We start from the raw sequence: 23,986 nt of genomic DNA, 5'->3' as shown, positions 1-23,986 counted from the left end.
ACGTGGGCAGATTCAAGGATGTAAATTAAGTATCCTGCGGGAATAGAGGGAAGCGGGAGACCCCACAGGCGGTAACGCCGAGGAGGCTCCCGTCCCCTCTCGCGGAAAGCAAGTGCCCGCAGCGGAAATCAACGGGCAAATTTTGAAGGATAAAAACAACAATATATGCGAAAAGAGCCATGAATTCAAGAACAAAATATCTCGAATTCAAGATTTTATTCTTGAATTTCCATCAGTTGAGTGGTAAAGTGATGTTAATGTCATTGATGAGTAACATATTGAAGACTACTTGTCTATAGACCAACAAAAAATAAAGATATAATGTGAGTTTTTTGCCTTACTTGATTGAACGAGTGATAAACAAGGAGGAACCAAGATGTATAAAATTCCTGGACACCATCATATTTCGATGATTACAAAAAACGCTCAAATCAATAATCAATTTTATCAAAACGTGTTAGGCCTTCGGCGGGTGAAAAAGACCGTTAACCAAGATGATCCTTCAATGTATCACTTATTTTACGGAGATTTAACTGGAAGTGCGGGTACGGAGCTATCCTTTTTTGAAATGCCGTTAGCTGGAAGAACATATCGCGGGACAAATGCTATCTCTCAAATTGGCTTACTTGTCTCATCTTTTGAAAGTCTTGAATATTGGAAAAAACGCTTTGAGCAATTTGAAATTAACCATGGGGAAATCACAACATATGCTGGTCGAGCAGCACTTCCCTTTGAGGATACAGAAGGGTTACGACTTATTTTGCTAAATAATAATGACGAAGATATACCTGAACACTGGGCGGCATGGGAAGAATCTGCTGTGGAGCATGATCACCGCATTTTAGGGATGGGGACAGTGGAAATTACAGTGCGTTATTTGGAAAAAACAGCGAGAACTTTAAAGGAAATGTTTGGCTATGTTGAAGTAGCGCGCTCTGAAAATGAGGCAATCTATCAGTCTGTTGCAGGTCAAACATTTGGCGAAATTGTCGTGAAGCAGCAGGAGGGGCCAATTGAAAAGCCAGGTCGAGGCAGTATTCACCATTTAGCTATTCGAGTAAAAAACGAGGAAGAACTTATGTTTTGGGAAAAAGAAGTGAAGAAACGCGGTTACTTTACATCAGGTGTTGTCGATCGTTTTTATTTTCAAAGCTTATATTTCCGTGATTCGAACGGCATTTTATTTGAAATTGCAACAGATGGACCTGGATTTACAGTAGATTCTTCAATTGAAAGTTTAGGAAAGAAATTAGATTTACCGCCATTTTTAGAAGGTAAACGTGCAGAAATTGAAGCAAAATTAAAGCCGCTTGATTAAAAAGGAGAGAATGAAAATGGAGCGATATCGTATAGATCCTAATAAAGGATTGGAATTCGGTTTATATTCAATTGGGGATCATTTGCTAAACCCGTACACAGGAAGTCGCATTAGCGCTGAACAACGCATTCGCGAATTAATTGAAGCAAGTAAGCTAGCTGATGAAGCAGATCTAGATGTATTTGCTGTTGGTGAAAGTCATCAAACGCATTTTACAACCCAAGGACATACGGTCATTTTAGGTGCTATTGCACAAGCGACAAAAAATATTAAAATTGCGAGCTCGGCGACAGTATTAAGTGTATCAGACCCCGTTCGTGTGTATGAGGATTTTGCGACTATTGATTTAATTTCAAATGGCCGGGCTGAAATTGTCGCCGGACGCGGATCAAGGATTGGTGCTTATAGCTTGCTTGGGTATGATGTCCGTGATTATGAAGAATTATTTGAAGAAAAATTGGAGCTGCTGTTGAAGATAAATAATGATGGTAGAGTTACTTGGGAAGGGCAATTCCGTGCACCACTGGAAAATGCCTATGTTCTACCTCAGCCACGAAATGGCCAAATGCCGATTTGGCGTGCTGTTGGTGGTCCGCCAGCCAGTGCCATTAAAGCAGGCCATGCAGGAGTACCGATGATGCTAACAACACTTGGGGGCCCAGCGGAAAATTTTAAAATATCTGTAGACGCTTATCGTGAAGCTGCGGCGCAAAGTGGATTTGACCCAGCTGAGTTGCTTATTGCGACAACAAGCTTATTTTACACGGCAGAAAATTCACAGGATGCACTTCGAGAGTACTACCCACATGTGAATTCAGGGATGAAGGCTTTAAGAGGCGGGGGGTATCCAAAGCAGCAATTCGCACAAGCAATTGACTATCGTGATGCTCTAATGATAGGAAGCCCACAGCAAATTATTGAGAAAATGCACTATCAATATGAACTTTACGGTCAACAGAGATTCATGGCACAAATTGACTTTGGTGGTGTGCCATTCGATAAAATTATGAAAAATATCGAATTGATTGCGACAGAAATTTTACCTGCTGTAAGAAAATTGACAGCAAAAAATTAGGGGCAAGTAAATAGCCGATTTATCAATTTAAAAATAATGAACCAATATTATTTGTTATGCACAAGTAATTCAGCAGTTTTTTATAACTTCTATTAGTATCTTTTGGTGTACCATGTCACTTATAAGTGCGTGCTTTTCCCTTTCATTAATTTATACCATAATGATATTAAAATAATTATGTGACGATCAAGCCTAACTGGACATTCAGTTGGGCTTAACATGTATTTTACTAAATTAAGGGTTTTTCGAATGGAGTTGGATAATTGATGATGTCAGTAGATACAAATTTCAAATCAGTAAGGGACATTCAAGTATTTGATCTTATTTGGAATAATACGACAGATGCCATTTTTACAATCGGTCAAGATGGTGCAATTATTGATGCTAATCCGGCTTTTGAAGCCCTTTTTGGATGGAATGTGGAAGAATTAAAAGGATGGTGAAAGCTGATTAGATGGAGATTTAAATTATAAAGTATATATCGAACTAGCATATAAAGGGTATAAAAAGGGAAAATTGTATATTAATAAGGTTTGTATTAGGTTTTATGCTAGGAGGATAATATTCATGAAAATCGCTGCAATTATTGGCAGTAATCGTAAAGAATCTTACAACAGAAAGCTGACTGCTTTTATTCAAGAAAGATTTCAAGAGAAAATTGAAATTGAAATTTTAAAGATTGAACAGGTACCAATATACAGTGAAGATGATGAGTTTAATTCTTCTTCAATCGTAAAGGAAATTAAGCAAAAGATTTCAGAAAGTGATGGAGTGTTAATTACTACACCTGAATATAATCATTCCATTCCAGGAATCTTAAAAAATACACTCGATTGGGTTTCGAGAGTTGATACGGTTATGGTTAAAAAACCGGTCATGATCATCGGCAGCACTACAGGGGCCCTAGGAACGGTACGTGCTCAGATTCATCTTCGTCAAATTCTTAATTCACCAGGCATTTCAGCACTAATTTTACCTGGAAATGAAGTTTATATAACTAATGTACATGAGAAAATGAATAAATCAGGTGTGCTAATTCATGAGCCCACTATTCAAATATTGGATAGAACGATGTATAACTTTGTTGATTGGATAGAAAAAAATAAAAGATAATAAAATAAGTTTGCCCCTTAGTCGACTACAAAAAGGAGGTGTGTCTCCGTGAATAAGGAAAATTGTGACTTTTCACCTATGAAACAATCATTAAAAATAGATATTGGCCAAGTTATAGCAGCTCTTCAGAGCAGCTTAGAAACAATGGATAATGAGAATTATTGTCTTCTTGGAAATTTTGAAAAAATAAAAAATAGATTTGTACATATCGAAATGAAAGCTGCAACCTTTTATTTAAACTGTTATTTATCCCCGTTTACGGATAAATATCTGGAGTTATCAATTTGTGTTCAAAATATGTCGAAGCGGAAGCATGGAGGATTAATTGTTATTAAACGCGAGGATTCTCTTGAATCTTTAATACACCCAGGTATTTCCATAGAAGCAGAATTGAGCCATTCCTTATTAGAATCAATCTTTTTTCCAGGAAATCCTTTACATGATGGGGCTGTGTTGGTTAGTCAAAATCATATAATATCCGCTGCTAATGTCCTCCCGCTTTCAGACAGATATACGGGAGATAAAAAATTGGGGACACGTCATCGGGCTGCACTCGGTTTATCTGAAAAAAGTGACGCTCTTGTGCTTGTAGTATCAGAGGAGACGGGCAGAATTTCATTTGCTTTTAATGGGAGCATGTACCCTATCACTACTGCAGAAGTCCTATAAAGTATAAAAACCTAGATTTGTCCTCCTATCGGATAAGCCTAGGTTTTTTATATTTTAATTCAGTGAGATAAAAGGCTTATAAAGATGCGGAGAGAATCTATGAAGGCCTATATTGTCATTGATTTTTAACTTGATTTCCTTTCAGTTGAGTGGTAAAGTGATAATAAGGTTAAAGTTGGGGAGGAAAACGAGTTGCGGAATAATACGATGGGATCTTTAATATGGTTACGCTTAATGCGTTTTACGAACCACAGTAACCAGCTTTCGAATGATTTTTTAAAACGTTTTGATTTAACAACAGCACAATTTGATGTGCTCGTGCAAATTCATGTATATCAGCCTCTTACTCAAATTGAGTTAGCTGAAAAGGTAACTGTTACACAAGGTGGAATTTCTAGAATGCTTGCTCGTTTGGAAAAAGAAGGGTACATTACACGCAAGCAAGATTGGAAAACGAAAACGATTAGCCTATCAAAGAAAGGTGAAGCGATTTTAGAGGAGGCCATGCCAGCTCAACTTGCGTTTCAATCGTCATTTTTTGATGATGTTTTAAGTGAGGAAGAAACGAAAACATTGTACACGCTCATGACTCGTGTCCATAAACATAGCCAAAAAAAAGAATTACCTCCAAAGTAATTTTTTTTGCCCTATTACTTGATTAATCAAGTAATGAAATGGGAGTAACCATTAATAATAATCCTGTCGGAAGTAAAAGAAACAGAAGCAGTTTATTATATAGATAAGTGGTGAGTAGATGAGTTTAAAGGTGAGTAAAGAAGCGGCTGAATGGTATAAAAACGAAATGGATTTAAATCAAGGAGATTTTGTTCAATTTTTTGTTCAACTGTACGGTGGTATTCCTACTGTACATCCGAACTATTCTTTAGGTATATCTATTGGAAAAGCAGGGAATATCGCGATAAAGGACGAAGTCGAGGGAATAACATTTTACTTTAATGACGATGACTCATGGTTTTTGGAAGAATTTGAAATGAAAGTTTTATTAGAAAATAACGAGGTAGAGTTTATTTTTAATAAAAAGTAAAGAAATTAACAAGTATCTGCAGCGAAAATCAACAGCTACATTTAACACAGCCTTGGTTTAATTAAAGTAAGATTAAATCATTGACTAATTATGTTTATTTGATATATTATCAATTCGAGATTATTAAATTAGAGATAAAAAGGAGACTTAAATATATTGAATGTATTAGTAGTAAAAGCAAATAACCGTCCAGCATCAGAGGCAGTATCAACTAAAATGTATGAATCATTTATGAAAAATATTGAAGGTGTCAATGTAACAACATACGATGTATTTTCAGAAGATATGCCATACCTTGGCCAAGATTTATTCAGCGCTTTTGGTAAAGTTGCATCAGGCGAAGAGTTGACAGACATTGAACAACGTATTTTAGCTGCAAAACAAAAAGCAATGGATGCAGTAACAGCTGCAGATGTAGTTGTATTCGCGTTCCCATTATGGAATTTAACAATCCCAGCTAAATTACAAACTTTCATTGACTATGTGTATCAAGCTGGATTTTCTTTCAAATATGATGAAAATGGCCAACTAGTACAATTATTAACTAACAAAAAATTCGTTATTCTAAGTGCTCGCGGAGGTATTTACTCATCACCAGAAGCAGCACCAATGGAAATGGCTGCAACTTATATTAAAAATGTATGCGGCGGAGTATTCGGTATGAAGCTTGTTGATGAAGTGATTATTGAAGGTCATGCAGCTATGCCGGGTCAAGCGGAAACTATTATTGCTGAAGGCTTAGCAAAAGTAGAAGCTACAGCAAAAAGTTTATCAGTAGTAACGGTTTAATTTATAAAATAATAAAGTCTATTTTTATACAGCCCCAAAATTGTTAGCTAAACAATTTTGGGGCTGATTTATTTCGGAGGATCAAGCCAAATGAAAGTTTTAATTAGGTAAACTGTTTTAATTAAGTCTAGTTATTTTCTCCTTGATTAAGTAGTATTAATATAGATTTCTAAAATAATCAAGCAAATTGGAAGTGAGCAATACTATGAAACTCATTATTGCGGAAAAGCCGGATCAGGGAGTGACACTGGCTTCGGTTTTTAAAATGAAGAAACATCAGGGGTTTGTTGAAATATTTCCTAATGATGTTTTTCCAAAAGGGGCATATGTGACTTGGGCTGTGGGGCATTTATGCCAGCTGTCAGCACCGGAAAAATATGATTCAGCATGGAAGAAGTGGTCGCTGCATTCATTGCCGATCATTCCTACCCAATTTGAGTATGAAGTAACAAAAGATAAAGCCAAACAGTTTTATACAATTAAGAAGCTGCTTTCCAATCCCGCATTGACAGAAATTATTCATGCGGGAGATGCCGGGAGGGAAGGCGAATTAATCATAAGGAATATCCTCCGTCTTACAAAATCAAGGCTGCCGATGAAAAGGCTTTGGATATCTTCATTAACCCCAAAAGCCATTAAAGATGGCTTTCTCGGGTTGCTAGAAGAAACGGCTACTCGCAACCTTTATTATGAGGCATACACAAGGGCATGTGCGGACTGGGTTGTAGGCATGAATGCCTCCCGTCTATACAGCTTACTCCTACAGCAGCAGGGTTTTTCCGATGTTTTTTCAGTAGGGAGGGTGCAAACACCGACGCTTGCTTTAATTGTAAAAAGAGAAAACGAGATTCAAAGCTTTGTATCAGAGCCTTTTTGGGAAGTCCAAGCCCAGTTCAATATGGACGGAAAAAAATATCAAGGAAAATGGGAAAAAGACGGCGAAACGAGAATTCAAACAAAGGAACTAGCTGAAAAAATAGCTGCCTTTTGCCAAAATAAAGAGGCGGGAGTAGCAGAAGTTCATGCGGAAAAAAAAGAATTCCTTCCGCCAATGCTTTATAATTTATCAGCATTACAGGCGGAGGCAAATCGCCGTTTTAAATTTCCACCGAAAAAAACACTTGACGTGTTGCAGAAACTCTATCAAAAGGGGAACGTCTCCTATCCTCGTTCAGACTCAAGGCATATTACTGAAGGAGAGGCAGAACTGTTTCCTGATACACTGAAAAAAATTGAAAGAATTGATGATTATCAAGTATTCTTTCCATTGCCATCAAGTTCGCTTTTTCATAATAAACGGTATGTAAATGACAAGAAGGTGACGGATCACTACGCCATCATTCCCACTGAACAGGTGCCAAATGTGGAAAAGCTCCCACCGGATGAGAGGAAACTCTATGATTTAGTAGTCAGAAGTCTGCTAGCAGCACACTATGGAAAAGCTGTGACCGAATATACAACAATCAAAACACTCGTTGATGGCAGAGCCTTATTCCAATCAAAAGGAAAAGTGCAGCTTGAAGAGGGGTGGAGAAAGGTCATTCCACAGTATGAAAAGGAAAATGAGCCTATGCTGCCGATACTGCAAGCGGGAGAACAGGGCAAGGTTGTTAAGGCGGAGGTAAAAGAAAGTAAAACCCAGCCTCCCAAAAGATATACTGAAGGCCAGCTCATTACGCTGATGAAAACCGCTGGAAAGCATATTGAGGATAAGGAACTGGAAAAAGTGCTGATGAAAACTGAAGGCTTGGGAACGGAAGCAACGAGGGCCGGTATTATCACAATGTTAAAAGACCGAAACTATATCGATGTCAATAAAAACCTCGTCTATGCGACTTCAAAAGCGAAAATATTAATTCATGCGATCGGATCGGAAATCCTTGCGTCCCCTGAAATGACGGCAAAATGGGAAAAACGACTAAAAGACATTTCAGCTGGCGAGGCTTCCCCGAGACAATTTATGGACCAAACGAATAAGATGGTATCCCACCTTATTACGGTTTCAGTGAAAAACGCAGAAGGTTGGACATTCGAGGAGGAAGACAAGGATAATTTTACCCCAAGAGAATTTAAACAAAAAAGAATTGTTCAACTCGGCAAGTGTAAATTATGTGAAGGAAAAATAGTTGATAAAGGCAAGTTTTATGGCTGCTCCAATTACAGCAAAACAAAGTGCGGGTTTACGATCTCAAAAAAAATCATGGGGAAATCAATCACACAAAAATTAGTCAAGCAATTGTTAAAAGACGGAGTGACAGAAGTAATTGAAGGCTTTACAGGCAAAGAAAAACCTTTTTCAGCAAAATTATTCTGGGAAGATAAAGAACAAAAGGTGAAATTTATTTTTCCATAGGATTATGGTCAGACATAGATTTAATAGGTTTCCTTGTCACACTATCCCAACTATAGTAATATTTGTAGTGGCCATTATTTATTTAACTTGTCATTAATATAAGATATGGAATGCTGCCAATGCTCCAAGGCCTGGCCAATTTACTATTTTGAAATAATCTTGGGTGCGCTTTGGCTTTTTACTGTCTAGCTCCAGGCGTCATCGGCTCGAGGTCATAAGCCGATAGGCAGGCGCCTTGCGCTTTTCTGAATAGGAGGGGTATTGGTTGCCAACACCGAGTATGGAAGATTATATTGAACAAATATATATATTAATTGAAGAGAAAGGGTATGCCCGTGTTTCAGATATTGCAGAAGCGCTTGCTGTTCATCCTTCTTCAGTTACCAAAATGGTTCAGAAGCTTGATAAAGATGAGTATCTCATCTATGAAAAATACAGAGGATTAATTTTAACCTCAAAGGGTAAGAAAATTGGCAAAAGGCTTGTTTTTCGGCATGATTTGCTCGAACAGCTTCTTCGCCTGATCGGGGTAAAAGAAGAAAATATTTATGAAGATGTTGAAGGGATCGAGCATCATTTAAGCTGGGATGCGATCGACCGTGTCGGCGATTTAGTGGAATACTTTGAAGAGGATAAAAGCCGGGTTGATGCCCTACGAGAAATTCAAAAGAAGAATGAGGAACAATAAAAAGGGAACTGATTAGGATCAGGTCCCTTTTAGTATATATTCGGCAATTCATCGAATGAAGGGGTTATTTCTGGGGTTAAGTAAGAAACCCCATCTTCCGATTCTCCGATCCTAACGCCGCTAATGATCCCGTTTTCTGCCTCCTGCAAAGCTTTTCGGTAAGATATGATTCTCCCTTTTGATGTTTGAAAGCTAATAATATCGCCATAGTTATTGCGATGAACAGCTATTAGTTGTTCTCCATTCATTTTTTTCCTTCTCCTTTTCTGTTTGATATCCTCGCTGAAAACAACCTGCTTTATTGCAGTTTATTCCTGCCATTTATTATTGCACCTTTTTCCATTTGATAAACAAAGGAAATTGAGCCCTTTTTATAGAAATTACCAAAAACGAAACTTTTCATTTTCAGGTTCGTACATATTATTAAATTAAGGTGGGATTTCATGAGTCAGTTTAATTGGACAGCAGAAGCGGAGAAACAATGGGATGATCGGTCGGAAACATGGAATTCGAAAAGCCGTGAAATGTGGGAATCCGGGAGCAGAAAGGATATCGCTCCATTTTTTGCAAAACATGTGAAGATGGGATCGTCGGTGTGTGATCTCGGATGCGGGGACGGTTTTGGATCGTTAAAGCTTGCTGAATCGGGGTATGCCGTAACAGGAATGGATGTGTCTGAGGAGATGATCCGTAAAGCTAGAGAAATAAATATTGGAAATTCAGCTGTTTTTCAGAAGGGAGATATCTCATCTCTTCCGTTTGCCGACAGTTCATTAGAAGCCGTATTAGCAATAAACTCACTTGAGTGGACTGAAAACCCTCTTAAGGTTCTAAAAGAAATTCAAAAAGTGGTCAAACCAGGAGGACTGGCCTGTATCGGGATTCTTGGTCCAACAGCAGGGCCACGGGAAAATAGCTATCGGCGCTTATATGATGAAAAAGTAATTTGCAATACGATGATGCCATGGGAATTTGAAAGGCTGGCGGCAGAAAATAATTGGACAAAATTTGATGAGCTTGGCGTTTATAAACGGAGCGCTGAACAGCTTTCAAAAGGATCCCTGCCGGTCGAACTTAAACAATCGCTATCATTCATGTGGGTGTTCATGTTAAGGAATGAAAAGCAGGAAAGGGAGATATGAAATGAGCCGCTATTCGGTTGATGATTTTGTAAAGCAGACAGAACAGCAAGACAAAGGTGAGGGGCTATTTGAACTTGAAACCCCAAGAATGCTAGAAATTAATTTAACGAACCAAATATGGGCGAAAGCGGGATCGATGGTTTCCTATCGCGGTCAAATCAAATTTGAACGGGAGGGCATATTCGAACACGGTATCGGGAAAATGTTTAAGAAGGCATTTACCGGTGAAGGGACTTCCTTGATGAAAGCGTCAGGAAATGGAAAGCTTTATGTTGCGGATCAAGGGAAAAAAATCTCGATCTTGAATTTACGAGGGGAATCCATTTTTGTAAATGGCAATAATGTGCTTGCTTTTGAACCATCGATTAGCTGGGATATTAAATTAATGAGGAAAATAGCCGGCGTGCTCTCTGGGGGGCTTTTTAATGTCCGTCTCGAAGGGACAGGGATGGTCGCGATTACATCACATTACGAGCCGCTGACCTTGGTAGTGACACCGGATAGTCCGGTTTATACAGACCCGAACGCAACAGTTGCATGGTCAGGTACACTGCAGCCGGAATTTGTTACAGATATTTCATTTAAAACCTTCTTGGGGCGAGGGAGTGGCGAGTCGATTCAAATGAAATTTTCAGGGAATGGTTTTGTTGTTGTCCAGCCATTTGAGGAAGTATACTTGCAGCAACAAAGTTAGAAAAAATTGTTGTAGCGGTATATATTCGAGGAAGGATTTTTTTCGGAGCAATCATAAAGTTCCTGGTGCGAAAAAAGAAAGGCTGACACTACAGGGGTACCGTATTGGCATTCTCCTGTTGAGTCGGCCTTTTTGTAAGATTAGTGAAACTTGCAAATAGAAAGTCGAAACTCGCAAATAGCTGGTCGAAACTTGCGAATAGAAAGCTAAAACTCGCGAATAGAAGGTGAAAATGCGAGAAAGTAATTAATCCATGCAAGCAAATGACTGGAATTTTTCATAAAAAGCTTTAAATGCTACAAAAATATTGTAGTTTCAATTAGTTAATCCCATTCAAATGGTGTTTCTTGGTAAACATAATAATTCAGCCAATTCGAGAAGAGCAAATGGGCGTGAGAGCGCCATTTATTTAACGGCTGTTTACCTGGGTCATCATTTGGAAAATAATTTTGCGGCATATGAATGTTTAGTCCTTTGTCTAAGTCCCTGCGATATTCATCCGCTAGTGTACGAGCTTCATATTCTAAATGTCCGGTAATCATAATTTGCTTCCCATCATTCGCGCTCATAATAAACGGACCTGCTTCTTCGGAGGATGAAAGCAATTTTACATTCGGATGATTTTGTAGTTCCTCAATATAAATATCTGTGTTTCTCGAATGAGGAGCGAGGAAGGCATCATCAAACCCCAATAATAATTTTTCAGAATAATCATTAATGTGATGGGTAAACACACCGGAACATTTACTTGTCAGCTCGTATTTCCTAATGCCGAAATGATGATACAATGCTGCTTGGGCGCCCCAACAAATATGGAGTGTGGATGTTACATTCTCTTTCGTCCAATCCATGATTTCTGATAGCTCTTCCCAGTAATCTACTCCTTCAAAAGGGAGCAGTTCGATTGGTGCGCCAGTGATGATCATTCCATCAAATTTACGTTGTTTAATTTGCGCAATAGTCGTGTAAAATTGTTCTAAATGCAGCTCGCTCGTATTTTTGGATTCATGAGTAGCCATCTTTAAGAAAGAAATATTCACTTGAAGAGGCGTGTTTCCTAAAAGTCTTAACAGCTGCGTTTCAGTCTTTTCCTTTTCAGGCATTAGATTTAAGATAAGTATATTTAATGGGCGAATATCCTGTGTTTGAGCACGGTCCTCATCCATCACGAATATATTTTCTTCCTCCAAAATTCCCCTTGCTGGAAGAAGCTTAGGTATTTTAATCGGCAAATCATCATCCCTCTTTTCGAAAATTTCAATTTATTCTATTATAAAGATGATTAACCATTGTAGCAATCATAAAGAATTGCTGTTTTCATAAAGAATATTGATTTTCGTAAACGGCAACTGAATGGATATTTGTAGCGGCTTTGCTTCATTCATATAGGCTGTTATATAAACTTTGAATATTAGAAAAACTAAAATTACTATCTACAAAATAGCATTGAGTGGTACAATAATGGAGTAGTAAACGATTACAAAATTGGATGCCTAGGAGGATACACATGAACGTAAAGCCAATTGTAAAATCAGACATTGAAATTGCCCAAGCATCAACGATGAAACCAATTACAGAGGTCGCAGAAAAAATCGGCCTTCATGCGGATGATCTCGAATTATTCGGAAAGTATAAAGCAAAATTATCAACTGAAGCATTAAAAAAGCTGCAAACGAAAGAAAGCGGAAAAATTATTCTTGTTACCGCCATTAATCCTACACCGGCTGGAGAAGGAAAATCGACTGTGACAGTAGGATTAGGAGATGCTTTCAACCGAATCGGCAAAAAAGCAATGATCGCTGTACGGGAACCATCACTTGGACCAATCATGGGTATTAAAGGCGGGGCGACAGGTGGAGGCTACGCACAAGTTCTGCCAATGGAGGATATTAACCTGCATTTTACAGGCGATCTTCATGCCATTACAACGGCAAATAATGCGCTTGCCGCGTTAATTGATAATCACATGCAGCAAGGAAATGCACTTGGCATTGACCAAAGAAGAATTGTTTGGAAGCGTGTGGTTGATTTAAATGATCGTGCGTTAAGAAAAGTAGTAGTTGGCTTAGGCGGACCACTTCAAGGAGTTCCAAGGGAAGACGGATTTGATATTACGGTTGCATCCGAAATCATGGCCGTATTATGTTTATCTACTGACCTTGAGAATATGAAAGATAGACTAGGCCGTATGGTCATTGCCTACAACTATGATAAACAGCCGGTTACAGTAGCTGATTTAGGTGTTGCAGGTGCATTAACACTATTGTTAAAAGAAGCTGTAAAACCAAATCTTGTCCAAACAATTGAACATACACCGGCGCTTATTCATGGCGGTCCGTTTGCTAATATCGCCCATGGCTGTAATAGTGTGATCGCTACAACTGCGGCAGCAAAACTTGCTGATTACGTTGTTACGGAGTCAGGCTTTGGAGCTGACCTAGGAGCTGAGAAATTTTTACATATTAAAGCAAGAAGCGCAGGTTTTAAACCGGAGGCAGTCGTAATAGTCGCTACCATTCGAGCATTAAAAATGCATGGCGGCGTTCCTAAAACCGAGCTTGGAAAAGAAGATGTACAAGCCCTTACAAAAGGTTTCGCTAACTTGAGAAAACACGTTGAAACGATCGAAAGCTTCGGCTTGCCTTATGTAGTAGCTATTAACCGCTTCATTACAGATACTGAACAGGAAGTTAGCACATTAAATGAGCTTTGCGGACAAGCGGGTATCCCAGTTGCATTAACTGAAGTATGGGAAAAAGGCGGCGCGGGCGGCGTTGAACTTGCGAATAAGGTAATTGAAGTGATAGAAAGTAAAGAAAACAACTTCAAACCTTTATATGATCTTTCTGATACGCTTGAAAATAAAATTAATGCGATTGCTCAAAAGGTATACGGAGCAGAGAAAGTTGAATTTTCATCGAAAGCGAAAAAACAGCTTCAAGATTTTGAAAATCATGGCTGGGGCAATCTGCCAATCTGTATGGCTAAAACCCAATACTCATTATCTGATGATCCAACAAAACTAGGCAGACCATCTGGGTTTACGATCACAATCAGGGAGCTTAAGCCATCTGTAGGCGCCGGATTTATCGTTGCTCTTACAGGGGATGTTATGACAATGCCAGGATTGCCAAAAGCACCTGCTGCCCTTAACATGGATGTAAATGAAAAAGGCGGCGCGGTTGGACTATTTTAATTTTATTCAGAAGAAGTCTCTAAACGATATAATGGGGATATGAATATAAACAGGTATCCAATTCAGCGGGGGTTCAAACCTCTGCTGAATAAAATTAAGCCTCCGGCGGATGCCTCAGATTTTTCAAAGGAATTTATCGAGCAAGCTAAGGTAAAAATCTGGGCGCAAATACGCCAAGGCGAATTTGATTAGGTGAGTGGAATGTTTGATCCGACAGCATTCGAAAATATGAAGGTTGTCATTGAAGGGACACTTTATGATCTTGATTTAAGCGGAGAAATTAGGATTTTGGACAGAAATGATCTTTTAAATTCAGCGAAGATCTCCCGAAAATATGAGATTTCATTTACCGATCAAATGGAAGGGCAAGCTGATATTTATTGCTCATTTCTGATGGAAGCGAGCCTTGCCAATTTGGCTGCTGAGCTTTTGCCGGCAGCTCGCTCCTCCATGCTTGCAGGCTGTCATATTTATGTGAAATTTTATCTGAAGCATCCAAATGAGCTTTCTCTTTTTCAAAAGATTGAGAGGATTCTTATTGATATTTGGGGTAAAGACCGCACCATTAAGCAGGTCGTGATGAGAGATCCCTTTGATGACGGAAAGATCATTAGCAATGAAACAACAGTTATTTTTAATCGCTTGGTTCTGGAAGATCAAATTGACGATTTAGTTTCGATGATCGATTATTTGATGGTTAGTCTAAAAAGTCTAAGGTCTAGTATCCGCTGATTATAAAAAAACGGCCCTGCCAATCTCAAGCTGGCAGGGTTATTTGTAGGTTTCGGTTTACTACTTCGAAATTTTATAGGCTATTTTGTAAGGTTGTTTTCATAAAGTTTGTTGTTTTTATAATGTAAATTTTTATTTAATATTCTGAGTTGATTGGAGCGGAGGGCACTTGACTCCTGGGGGAATAGAGGGAAGCGGGAGACCCCACAGGCAGTAACGCCGAGGAGGCTCCCGTCCCTCCCCCGCGGAAAGCAAGTACCCGCAGCGGAAATCAACGGGCAAAATTTCAAGATTAAATAAATGCGAAAAGAGCCAATTGATATTAAGAAGGGGGCAATTTTTTGACAAAGGTAGCTTGGGTAACTGATAGTACAGCATTTTTGGATGAGGAGCTGTTACATCATCCGGATGTTTATCAAGTTCCAATGACAATTATCCTTGATGGCGAAGAATTTACGGATGGGATTGACTTAACGACGGAGGAACTTTATGAACGATTAAAAACGTTGAAAACTCCACCAAAAACATCACAGCCATCCATCGGGGCTTTCCAAAATGTATTTGAGAAATTGAAAGAAGATTATGATGTGATCGTCGCTGTTCTTATTTCTTCTAAATTAAGTGGTACCGTGTCTTCTTGTGAGCAGGCTTCACAGCTTGTTGACATCCCAGTAATAACCATTGATTCTAAAATCCTAACTTATCCGCTAACAAAGATCATCAAAACAGGAATTCATTCTCTGGAATCAGGAATGGAATTAGAAGAAGTCAAAGAAAAGATAGAGAAATTAAGAGATACAAATGAATTATATGTCCTAATTGGAAGTCTGGAACAGCTTCATAGAAGCGGAAGAATGTCTGGCCTGAAATTTTTCCTTGGAAGCATGCTGAATGTGAAGCCGATTATTTCGATTGAGAATGGGGAATTGAATATTAAGGAAAAGGCGAGAAGTGAGAGAAAAGCGAAGGATAAAATTGTCCAGCAGCTACGGAAAGCCAATGAAATCCAGCCTTTGAAAGAAGCTTTTTTATTGTATGGATTGCATGATACTGAGGCGATAGCTTGGCAAAAAGAGTTAATGCAAGAGTTCCCAGAAATTGAATTTAGCAGTTGTTCGATCGGGGCGACGATTGGCGTTCACGCAGGGGAAAATACACTCGGGATTAGTTGGTTTAATGGGCTTGATTAAACATTGGATGGACTTGCCTGTTTGAAGAATAATGCTTTCATAATTATCTTGTCATTTACCATTTAACTAGTATAAAAGCAAACAAGTATGCGATTAGCCGCATACTTGTTTGCTTTTATTTATTTAATTCTTGAAGAAATGATAAATCAATCATGCCATTAATATTATTACTAGGGATATAGCCTGCCTCATTGCTAATATCGGCCATTTCTTGAATGACTTGTTCGTTCACATCCGTTGTTACTTGCAATCTCTTAAATGCCGCGGCTGTTTCTTCTTTGTTTATTTCTTTACCAGTTAAATCTTTAATATGTTTTATGACCAAATCTTGAGCTTCTTCAGGGTTATCTTGGATAAAGGCAACAGCTTTTTTATGCGCTTTTAAATACGCAGCAACAAGCTCTTTATTTTCCATGAATTCATCTCTAGCGGCTACTACTGTATTTGTTGACTCTTTTCCCCATGCGAACTGATCCCAGTCAAGCAGGAGTTTGCCGTTTGCCTGGGTTTCTAGAATATAGCCCCATGGCTCCTGTGTGGCTGCAGCATCAACTGATTTTTGGACGAAAAGCGTAGCTGTGTCTGCTGGAGCAGAAGCGAACAGTTCAACAGTTCCGCCATTCGTTGTTGCATTAAGGTTCACATCTTTAAGCGCTTTTCTTAACATCACATCTTGCGTACTTCCAATAACAGGGATTGCTACTCTTTTTCCATCTAGATCAGTCAAATCATTAATATTGCTGTGTTCACTAGCAACAAGTACAGCGCCGCCGTTCACTGCCCCGGAAATAATGTGGAATTTTGGATTTTTAACATAAAAGTTAAGCAGCGGTCCTGGTCCGACTGTTCCAACATCAATTGCCTTTGTCGTCATCGCTTCCATGAACAAGCCGCCGTTGTTGACCGTCTTTGTTTCAATCGTCACAGCATCACCAAATTCTTCTTTAAAATATCCGTTTTCAAGTGCTACGATTGTGGCGATATGCGTTAAATTAGGAAAATAGCCGATTTTAACGGTTTGACTACCAGATTTTTTATCGGTTTCATTTCCGCCTTGTGTGCAAGCACCTAAAATTCCAATTATTAATAGGGCGGTTAGAGCTAAAATTGATTTTTTCAACATCATACAATCTCCTTTAATTATTATTATTTTACCGCTGATTAAGTCCCCATTTTGTTTGAATCGAGCGTTCCAATCGCATAAAAACAACGTTATCCATAATGGTTCCGATAATTGCGATAATAATCATAACTGAAATAACGAGATCCATTTGCCCTAGTGATCTCCCGGTTTCGAGCAGCTGCCCGAGGCCACCGCCTGCACCAAGCAATTCTCCTGCCATTAATGCTCTCCAGGAAAAAGCCCAGGCGATCCGAAGACCAGAGAGTAGCTGAGGAATGGATGCAGGCATGATTACGGTCCGAAGGAAATGGAAGCCGCTTGAACCGAACGTTTTCGCAACTTGTTGATATAGCTTCGGCACATTTTTAAACCCGCTCGTTGCACTGATCGTCATTGTCCACGTAGCGCCAATCGTCACAATAAATAGAATGGCAAAATCATTCAGGCCAAACCAAATGATGGCAAGCGGAAACCAGACAATGCTTGGAATCGACTGCAGTGCGGTCACTAAAAACCCAAGTGTATCTTCAATAATTTTGAACCGCCAGATTAAATAACCCATGATGATTCCTAAAATAATGGCAATGAGAAATCCGATCAAAATGCGGCTGAAGCTTTTTCCAATCGCTGCGGTAATTTGCCCGTTAATTATTCCATTAAACAAAGTTTCGAAAATTTGTGTCAGCCGGGGAAACATAAATTCCGGGAGACCGGAAAAACTAGATGTGACTTCCCAAATCACCGCTATCATTGCGATGAAGATGATTCTCCTTAAAGCTGTAGTCATCACCCATTTCCTCCTTCAGTACTTTTTCAATTTCTTCTTGCAAAACTGATAAGATTCTTTGTTCAGAATGAAGCGTCACACTGTCAGGCATAACACCATCTTTTGTTGTTTTTACCGTGACGACCTCTTTAATTCTGCCCGGCCGAGTCGCGAAAACAATCACTTTCTCAGATAGCAGAACAGCTTCTCTAATATTATGAGTGACAAAAAAGATTGTTACTTTTGTTTTTCGCCAAATTTCCAGCAGCTCTTTGTGAAGAACCATTCGCGTTTGTTCATCAAGCGCGGAAAAAGGTTCATCCATCAGTAAAATGTCTGGCTCCATAACTAGAGCACGGGCAATGGCAACTCTTTGCTTCATCCCTCCGGAAAGCTGATGCGGATAAGCATCGATATATCGGCTCAAATGAACCATTTTTAAAATATCTAGTGCTTTTTCTTTTGCTTCTTTTTTCGGCATTTTTTTCAGGTGTAAGCCGTAAGTTACATTTTCAAGCACTGTTAGCCAAGGGAATAATCCCGCTTCTTGAAAAACGACCACTCGTTCTGGCCCCGGTCCAATAACCTTGTTTCCGGATATATTGATTTCACCTTTATCTGCTTTTTCAAGCCCTGCAATTATATAAAGTAGGGTCGACTTTCCGCAGCCAGAGGGCCCCACAATTGAAACAAAGCTCCCCTTTGTAATGTTTATATTGATGTCATCCAAAACTTTTACGCTACTATTTTTTTCATCGATAAAACTTTTGTTTATGCCATCGATTGTTAAATACATATTTTCACCCCGCAATAAGTGTCATTTTTAAATTGTAATTAACCCGATCGTTTTTATCGGCTATTTAAGTATGAAAGAAACAGGATACAAAGTAAATCCTGCTTTTAATATTGAAAGAGATCACTAGATAAATAGCGCTCCCCAGTATCGGGTGCGATGCAGACGACGGTTTCATTCGGTGTTAATCTTTTTGCCACTTTCAGTGCAGCATATACAGATGCTCCTCCAGAGGGGCCGAGTAATATCCCTTCAAGTGCGGCAAGCTTTCTGACCGTGTCATAGGCTTCTTCGTCTTTGATTTGAAAAATTTCATCATACACAGATGTATTTAAAATGGGCGGGACAAAACCTGGACTTGTTCCAACGAGCTTGTGTTTTCCTGGTTCTCCGCCAGACAAAACTGGCGATCCGGCTGGTTCCACAACATGCACAGTAATGGCAGAATCATATTCTTTCAACGTCTCGCCTGTTCCTGTAATCGTTCCGCCTGTTCCGGATGTGCCGACAAAGGCTGCTAACTTCTTCCCGTGAGTTTCCATCGCTTCAATAATTTCTATTGCAGTTGTTTTGCGGTGGATATCAGGGTTTGCTTCGTTTTCAAACTGCATCGGTACAAAGCTATTAGGAGTCAATGCAGCGATCTCCTGGGCTTTTTTTATCGCACCGGGCATTTTGTCATCACCAGGTGTGAGCACGACTTCAGCACCGTATGCTTTTAAGATATTGATTCTTTCGGCTGTGGCGGAATCAGGCATAACGATGATCGAACGATAGCCTCTCGCAGCTGCATTCATCGCAAGGCCGATTCCCGTGTTGCCTGACGTCGGTTCAATGATCGTTGCCCCTTTTTTTAAAAGGCCGGCACTTTCAGCTTCTGTGATCATATGATATGCAGCGCGGTCTTTCACGCTGCGGCTCGGATTAAAATATTCAAGCTTCACATAAACCTCGGCTCCATCTTGATTCGGAAGCCTATTTAATTTCACAAGTGGCGTTTCGCCAATTAATTCTGCAATATTATTTACTACTTTCATCAACAAGCCCCTCGCAATCTCAGTGATTATTCATATTATTCAATAATAGCAGAATAATATCTTATAATACATACCTATTTACAGGGAATTAAAAGAAGTGAAAAAGTGATGTGATTTTACCTAATCATATGATTCGTTCTCAATTGTTAAAAATGCGTTATTTTAGCCAAAAACGAAAAGCGGTATTTTCTTTCGTAGAATGACGCGCTTCATGTTAAAATGGGGTTTGAGTGAAGAAAGCAGGTGGATTTTTTGATGAATGGGGATATTATTTTACAGACAGAAACATTTGTACGAAAAGTTCTGGGAGACGATAGTACGGGACATGATTGGTATCATATTGAGCGTGTGCGTAAAAATGCTTTATATATATGTGAAAAAGAAAACAAGGGGGATCGTTTCGTCGTTGAAATGGCTGCCTTGCTGCATGATATTCCGGATGAGAAGCTGAATTCCTCCAAAGAGGCTGGGGAGAGAAAGCTTGCTGAATTCCTTGAAACATTAGCGCTTGAACATACGGTACAAGACAAAATTATTGAAATTATCGGTTCTATTTCCTTTAAAGGCGGTAAGAAAACGGAATTATTGAGTATAGAAGCGGAAATTGTCCAGGACGCAGACAGAATTGATGCACTTGGAGCGATTGGGATCGCAAGAACTTTTGCCTATGGGGGCAAAAAAGGCCAGGCTTTATATGATCCGGAAATTAAAGTAAGAGATGTAATGACAGAAGAGGAATATCGGAATGGAAAGTCATCCTCTGTTCACCATTTTGATGAGAAGTTATTAAAGCTGAAGGACAGGATGAATACGGAAACAGCAAAAAAACTAGCGGAAAAACGTCATCAATTTATGGAACAGTTTCTAGAAGAATTTTATAACGAATGGAATGGTCAGGCATGAAAATGATTACAATCGAAAATGTCACAAAAACATATGGGGAAAAGGAGCTCTTTAACGCTATTTCATTTATCATTTCTGAAAAAGATCGGGTTGGTCTAATTGGCGTGAATGGAACAGGGAAGTCTTCCTTGCTCAAAATTGTGGCGGGGGTGGATTTACCAGATTCAGGTGAAATTAGTTGCCCGAAAGACTACACGATTTCCTATTCAGCACAGCAGCCTGATTTAGATCCTGAGCTTTCTGTTCTAGCTCAAGTATTTGCAGGTGATGCCCCTGTGCTTGTTCTGTTGCGGGAATATGAGCAAACACTCCTTGAATTAAACAGAACTCCTGATGATACAGCAATTCAAGAAAAGCTTTTTGAACAGCAAAAGAGAATGGACTCCTTAAATGCTTGGGAGGCAAGTACAAATGCCAAATCGATTTTAACGAAGCTTGGCATTGAGGATTTCGATAAAAAAATTGGCGAGCTTTCAGGAGGACAAAAGAAAAGGGTCGCACTTGCGCAGGCGCTAATCCAGTCCCCAGATTTGCTCATCTTAGATGAACCGACAAACCATCTTGATTTTGAATCGGTCAAATGGCTTGAAGAATATTTAGGGCGATACCGGGGTGCGCTTCTCCTTGTCACCCATGATCGTTACTTTCTTGATCGGGTGACAAATCGCATGTTTGAGTTGGACGGTGGAAAGTTGTACAGCTATAAAGGAAATTATGGCGCATTCTTAGAAGCAAAGGCCGTAAGAGAAGAAAATGATGCTGCAACAGTTGAGAAAAGAAAAAACTTGTATCGCCGGGAACTAGAATGGATTCGTAGAGGAGCCAAAGCAAGGACAACAAAGCAAAAGGCTAGAATCCAACGGTTTGAAAATTTGGACGACCAGCTTTCTTCAGTCAAATCAACAGAAAAACTAGATATGGCTTTAAGTGGAAGCAGGCTTGGAAAACAAGTTTTTGAATTGAAATCTGCCTCAAAGCAATATGGAGATCAAGTCATTTTACATTCATTTGACCTGCTCGTAAAACCTGGAGATCGAATCGGCATTATCGGAAAAAATGGTACAGGAAAGTCAACGCTCCTGAACATCCTTTCCGGAAAAATGCCATTGGATTCCGGAGAACGAGTGGTAGGACAGACGGTAAAAGTCGCTTATTATACACAGGAAAGCGAAGATATGGACGAGAATAAGCGGATGATTGAATATTTAAAGGAAACGGCGGAGGTTGTGGAGACTTCCGATGGAAAAACAATTTCTGCAGCTCAGATGCTCGAGCGGTTCCTTTTTCCTTCCTTTACACATGGAACACCTATTCGTAAACTTTCCGGCGGGGAAAAACGCCGTCTCTACTTATTAAAAATCTTAATGTCAGAACCGAATGTCCTGCTTCTTGATGAGCCAACAAACAATCTGGATACACAAACATTAACGGTACTGGAAGATTACCTGGAAGAATTCCCTGGCGTTGTTATCACCGTTTCCCATGACCGCTATTTCTTAGATAAAGTCGCTGACCAGCTTCTTGTCCTTAGAGGGCAAGGACAAATTGACATGTTCTTCGGCAATTACACGGAATATCTTGAAAAAGAAAATGAAAAACCAGCAGAGCAGGCAAAGACTGTCAATCCGGCAACAAGAGAACGAGAAAAGCCGAAAAAGAAAAAATTGACTTATAACGAGCAGAAAGAATGGGAAGGAATTGAAGACCATATTACGAGCGTTGAAACCCGTCTTGAGGAAATTGCTGTAGAGATGAACAATACTGGCAGCGATTTTGAAAAAGCCCGGGCATTAATGGAAGAAGAAGCGACCTTAAATGAAGAATTAGAACATTTAATCGAAAGATGGGGCTACCTATCCGAGCTAGCAGAATAAAGGCGCTGGCGGCTTATGTTATTTTAAGAGGATTCTAGAAAGGAAAAAATATGAGTTCCATAAATTTGGCACTATCACAATCGCGCACAAAAGGAATTGCACTAGTACTGATAGGAGCAGTATTATGGGGCGTTTCAGGGACTGTTGCTCAATATCTATTTCAGCAGAAAGGATTTAGCCCGGAATGGTTAGTTGTCATCCGGTTATTGATCGCTGGAACGATTTTATTAGGTGCTGCTAGCACAAAAGAAAAACATCGAGTATGGGCGATATGGAAAAACAAACGCGATGTTTTTAGTCTTGTGCTGTTTAGTATTCTTGGCATGTTAGCTGTCCAATATACTTTCTTTGCGGCGATTAAGCATTCAAATGCAGCGACAGCTACGATCCTTCAATACTTAGCACCTGTGTTAATATCTTGTTATTTAGCCGTACGCACAAAGCGATTGCCAATGAAAATAGAAATAATAGCTATTGTTTTGGCGGTATTTGGTACATTTCTGCTTGTGACACATGGAAGCATTCAGAATTTATCGATATCTGGAGCGGCATTATTTTGGGGATTAACCTCAGCAGTCGCTTTGGCCTATTATACTTTGCAGCCCCTTAAACTTCTCTCTAGATGGGGATCTAGTATTACGATCGGATGGGGAATGTTAATCGGTGGCATTAGTTTTAGCTTCATCCACCCTCCGTGGCGCTTCGAGGGACAATGGTCGCTTGATTCTTATTTAGCAGTCATATTCATCGTCATATTTGGAACATTAATCGCTTTTTATTGCTATTTAGAAAGTCTTAAATACATTAATGCCTCCGAAGCTAGTTTACTAGCTTGTATTGAACCGCTTTCCGCAGCCTTTTTAGCTGTCATCTGGCTGGGCGTAACCTTTGGTTTGGAAGATTGGTTAGGTACATTATGTATTATTTGTACGATTGTCATCCTATCATTAATTAAAAATAAAGAGGTTTCAAATGAAAATTAGCTATCTATCAAATTTTTTAGCCTGCACTTTTCGTGTTAGGCTTTTTTTCATGGGCTGTTTTCGTAAACTTTGTTGCTTTAATAGTGTGATTTTATATATATAAATCTGAGTTGATTGGAACGGAGGGCATTCACCACTAGCGATCCAATAGAGCGCATCTATAATCCTTTGAATTTGATTTTTCATCACCAGCGGTCCAATAGAGCGGTTCTATTAGCCTTTGAACACGATTTTTCATTACTAGCGGTCCAATAGAGCGGTTCTATTAGCCTTTGAACATGATTTTTCATTACTAGCGGTCCAATAGAGCGGTTCTATTAGCCCTTGAACATGATTTTTCATCACCAGCGGTCCAATAGGGCGGTTCTATTAGCCTTTGAACATGCTTTTTCATTACTAGCGGTCTAATAGAGCGGTTCTATTAACCCTTGAACATGCTTTTTGATTAAGTCCGTATAATTGTGTAAAAAAGATGAGTCATTTTATTCACTCTTGGCAACACT

General features: G+C 39.3%; 24 protein-coding genes. 18 read left to right on the top strand and 6 right to left on the bottom strand.

Going from position 1 to position 23,986, the window contains the following annotated elements; translation table 11 throughout:
* Positions 1–376: 376 nt before the first annotated feature.
* The 10 genes from BGM26_RS08310 to mntR all read left to right on the top strand — a co-directional run bounded on the left by BGM26_RS08310 (position 377) and on the right by mntR (position 9,050).
* Complete coding sequence (locus BGM26_RS08310) at positions 377–1,318, top strand: ring-cleaving dioxygenase (RefSeq protein ID WP_217039344.1); 942 nt, start codon at positions 377–379, stop codon at positions 1,316–1,318.
* 16 nt (positions 1,319–1,334) lie between these two features.
* Positions 1,335–2,393: an LLM class flavin-dependent oxidoreductase gene (locus tag BGM26_RS08305; RefSeq protein ID WP_217039339.1), complete on the top strand. Its 1,059-nt coding sequence runs from the start codon at positions 1,335–1,337 to the stop codon at positions 2,391–2,393.
* A gap of 266 nt (positions 2,394–2,659) precedes the next feature.
* Positions 2,660–2,836 carry a PAS domain S-box protein gene (locus tag BGM26_RS08300; protein WP_217039338.1) on the top strand — a complete coding sequence of 59 codons (177 nt, stop codon included), beginning with the start codon at positions 2,660–2,662 and terminating at the stop codon, positions 2,834–2,836.
* 124 nt (positions 2,837–2,960) lie between these two features.
* Positions 2,961–3,506, top strand: coding sequence for an NADPH-dependent FMN reductase (locus tag BGM26_RS08295; protein ID WP_217039336.1), 546 nt, complete (start codon positions 2,961–2,963; stop codon positions 3,504–3,506).
* Positions 3,507–3,554: 48 nt separating this feature from the next.
* Positions 3,555–4,175, top strand: coding sequence for a sporulation-specific diadenylate cyclase CdaS (gene cdaS, locus BGM26_RS08290; protein WP_217039335.1), 621 nt, complete (start codon positions 3,555–3,557; stop codon positions 4,173–4,175).
* Positions 4,176–4,367: 192 nt separating this feature from the next.
* Positions 4,368–4,811, top strand: coding sequence for a MarR family winged helix-turn-helix transcriptional regulator (locus BGM26_RS08285; protein WP_217039334.1), 444 nt, complete (start codon positions 4,368–4,370; stop codon positions 4,809–4,811).
* Positions 4,812–4,929: 118 nt separating this feature from the next.
* Positions 4,930–5,220: a HesB/YadR/YfhF family protein gene (locus BGM26_RS08280; RefSeq protein WP_217039333.1), complete on the top strand. Its 291-nt coding sequence runs from the start codon at positions 4,930–4,932 to the stop codon at positions 5,218–5,220.
* A gap of 156 nt (positions 5,221–5,376) precedes the next feature.
* Positions 5,377–6,009 carry an FMN-dependent NADH-azoreductase gene (locus tag BGM26_RS08275; RefSeq protein WP_217039331.1) on the top strand — a complete coding sequence of 211 codons (633 nt, stop codon included), beginning with the start codon at positions 5,377–5,379 and terminating at the stop codon, positions 6,007–6,009.
* 205 nt (positions 6,010–6,214) lie between these two features.
* Positions 6,215–8,362 (top strand): DNA topoisomerase III, encoded by a 2,148-nt coding sequence (locus BGM26_RS08270; protein ID WP_217039329.1) that lies wholly within the window; start codon positions 6,215–6,217, stop codon positions 8,360–8,362.
* A gap of 265 nt (positions 8,363–8,627) precedes the next feature.
* Positions 8,628–9,050 (top strand): transcriptional regulator MntR, encoded by a 423-nt coding sequence (mntR, locus tag BGM26_RS08265; protein ID WP_217039328.1) that lies wholly within the window; start codon positions 8,628–8,630, stop codon positions 9,048–9,050.
* A gap of 29 nt (positions 9,051–9,079) precedes the next feature.
* Here the strand turns inward: mntR and BGM26_RS08260 are convergent, their stop codons facing one another.
* Positions 9,080–9,298, bottom strand: a complete 219-nt coding sequence (locus BGM26_RS08260) for a DUF3892 domain-containing protein (RefSeq protein ID WP_217039327.1) — start codon at positions 9,296–9,298, stop codon at positions 9,080–9,082.
* A gap of 195 nt (positions 9,299–9,493) precedes the next feature.
* Here BGM26_RS08260 and BGM26_RS08255 point away from each other — a divergent pair, with 195 nt between their 5' ends.
* Together BGM26_RS08255 and BGM26_RS08250 are read left to right on the top strand one after the other, a co-directional pair.
* Positions 9,494–10,192, top strand: coding sequence for a class I SAM-dependent methyltransferase (locus tag BGM26_RS08255; RefSeq protein WP_217039326.1), 699 nt, complete (start codon positions 9,494–9,496; stop codon positions 10,190–10,192).
* Between the two features lies 1 nt (position 10,193).
* Positions 10,194–10,886, top strand: coding sequence for an AIM24 family protein (locus tag BGM26_RS08250; RefSeq protein ID WP_217039325.1), 693 nt, complete (start codon positions 10,194–10,196; stop codon positions 10,884–10,886).
* Between the two features lie 323 nt (positions 10,887–11,209).
* Here BGM26_RS08250 and metA read toward each other — a convergent pair whose 3' ends face one another.
* Entirely contained in the window at positions 11,210–12,118 is a 909-nt protein-coding gene (gene metA / locus BGM26_RS08245) for a homoserine O-acetyltransferase MetA (protein ID WP_217039324.1), read from the bottom strand.
* 275 nt (positions 12,119–12,393) lie between these two features.
* On the opposite strand from metA, the gene BGM26_RS08240 reads away from it, so the two are divergent.
* The 3 genes from BGM26_RS08240 (at position 12,394) to BGM26_RS08230 (ending at position 16,004) form a co-directional block, all read left to right on the top strand.
* The gene (locus BGM26_RS08240; protein WP_217039322.1) at positions 12,394–14,082 is read left to right on the top strand and encodes a formate--tetrahydrofolate ligase; all 1,689 of its coding nucleotides are present in this window, start codon (positions 12,394–12,396) and stop codon (positions 14,080–14,082) included.
* Positions 14,083–14,283: 201 nt separating this feature from the next.
* Complete coding sequence (locus tag BGM26_RS08235; RefSeq protein WP_217039320.1) at positions 14,284–14,814, top strand: hypothetical protein; 531 nt, start codon at positions 14,284–14,286, stop codon at positions 14,812–14,814.
* A 341-nt stretch (positions 14,815–15,155) separates the two neighbouring features.
* Complete coding sequence (locus tag BGM26_RS08230; protein WP_217039318.1) at positions 15,156–16,004, top strand: DegV family protein; 849 nt, start codon at positions 15,156–15,158, stop codon at positions 16,002–16,004.
* Positions 16,005–16,119: 115 nt separating this feature from the next.
* On the opposite strand, the gene BGM26_RS08225 is transcribed toward BGM26_RS08230, so the two are convergent.
* From BGM26_RS08225 to cysK, 4 genes are all read right to left on the bottom strand, one after another.
* Complete coding sequence (locus BGM26_RS08225) at positions 16,120–17,127, bottom strand: ABC transporter substrate-binding protein (protein ID WP_217039316.1); 1,008 nt, start codon at positions 17,125–17,127, stop codon at positions 16,120–16,122.
* A gap of 28 nt (positions 17,128–17,155) precedes the next feature.
* Positions 17,156–17,914 (bottom strand): ABC transporter permease, encoded by a 759-nt coding sequence (locus BGM26_RS08220; protein ID WP_217039314.1) that lies wholly within the window; start codon positions 17,912–17,914, stop codon positions 17,156–17,158.
* On the bottom strand, positions 17,847–18,689 hold the full coding sequence (locus tag BGM26_RS08215; RefSeq protein WP_217039312.1) for an ABC transporter ATP-binding protein: 843 nt from the start codon (positions 18,687–18,689) through the stop codon (positions 17,847–17,849). Before BGM26_RS08215 ends, BGM26_RS08220 begins: the two co-directional genes overlap by 68 nt.
* Before the next feature lie 104 nt (positions 18,690–18,793).
* On the bottom strand, positions 18,794–19,723 hold the full coding sequence (gene cysK, locus BGM26_RS08210) for a cysteine synthase A (protein WP_217039310.1): 930 nt from the start codon (positions 19,721–19,723) through the stop codon (positions 18,794–18,796).
* 255 nt (positions 19,724–19,978) lie between these two features.
* Between cysK and BGM26_RS08205 the strand changes: the two genes are divergently transcribed.
* Genes BGM26_RS08205 through BGM26_RS08195 form a run of 3 tightly spaced genes read left to right on the top strand, consistent with a single transcriptional unit; the run spans position 19,979 to position 23,483 of the window.
* Entirely contained in the window at positions 19,979–20,626 is a 648-nt protein-coding gene (locus BGM26_RS08205) for an HD domain-containing protein (RefSeq protein WP_217039308.1), read from the top strand.
* Positions 20,623–22,500 (top strand): ABC-F family ATP-binding cassette domain-containing protein, encoded by a 1,878-nt coding sequence (locus BGM26_RS08200; protein WP_217039306.1) that lies wholly within the window; start codon positions 20,623–20,625, stop codon positions 22,498–22,500. The genes BGM26_RS08205 and BGM26_RS08200 overlap by 4 nt, the downstream gene beginning before the upstream one ends.
* A gap of 50 nt (positions 22,501–22,550) precedes the next feature.
* Entirely contained in the window at positions 22,551–23,483 is a 933-nt protein-coding gene (locus BGM26_RS08195) for a DMT family transporter (protein WP_217039304.1), read from the top strand.
* Positions 23,484–23,986: the final 503 nt, after the last annotated feature.

Source organism: Bacillus sp. FJAT-29790, assembly GCF_019039215.1.
Lineage (GTDB): Bacteria > Bacillota > Bacilli > Bacillales > Cytobacillaceae > Cytobacillus.
The sequence above is the reverse complement of the archived record's forward strand: the minus strand, read 5'-3'. Positions and strand labels throughout refer to the sequence as shown.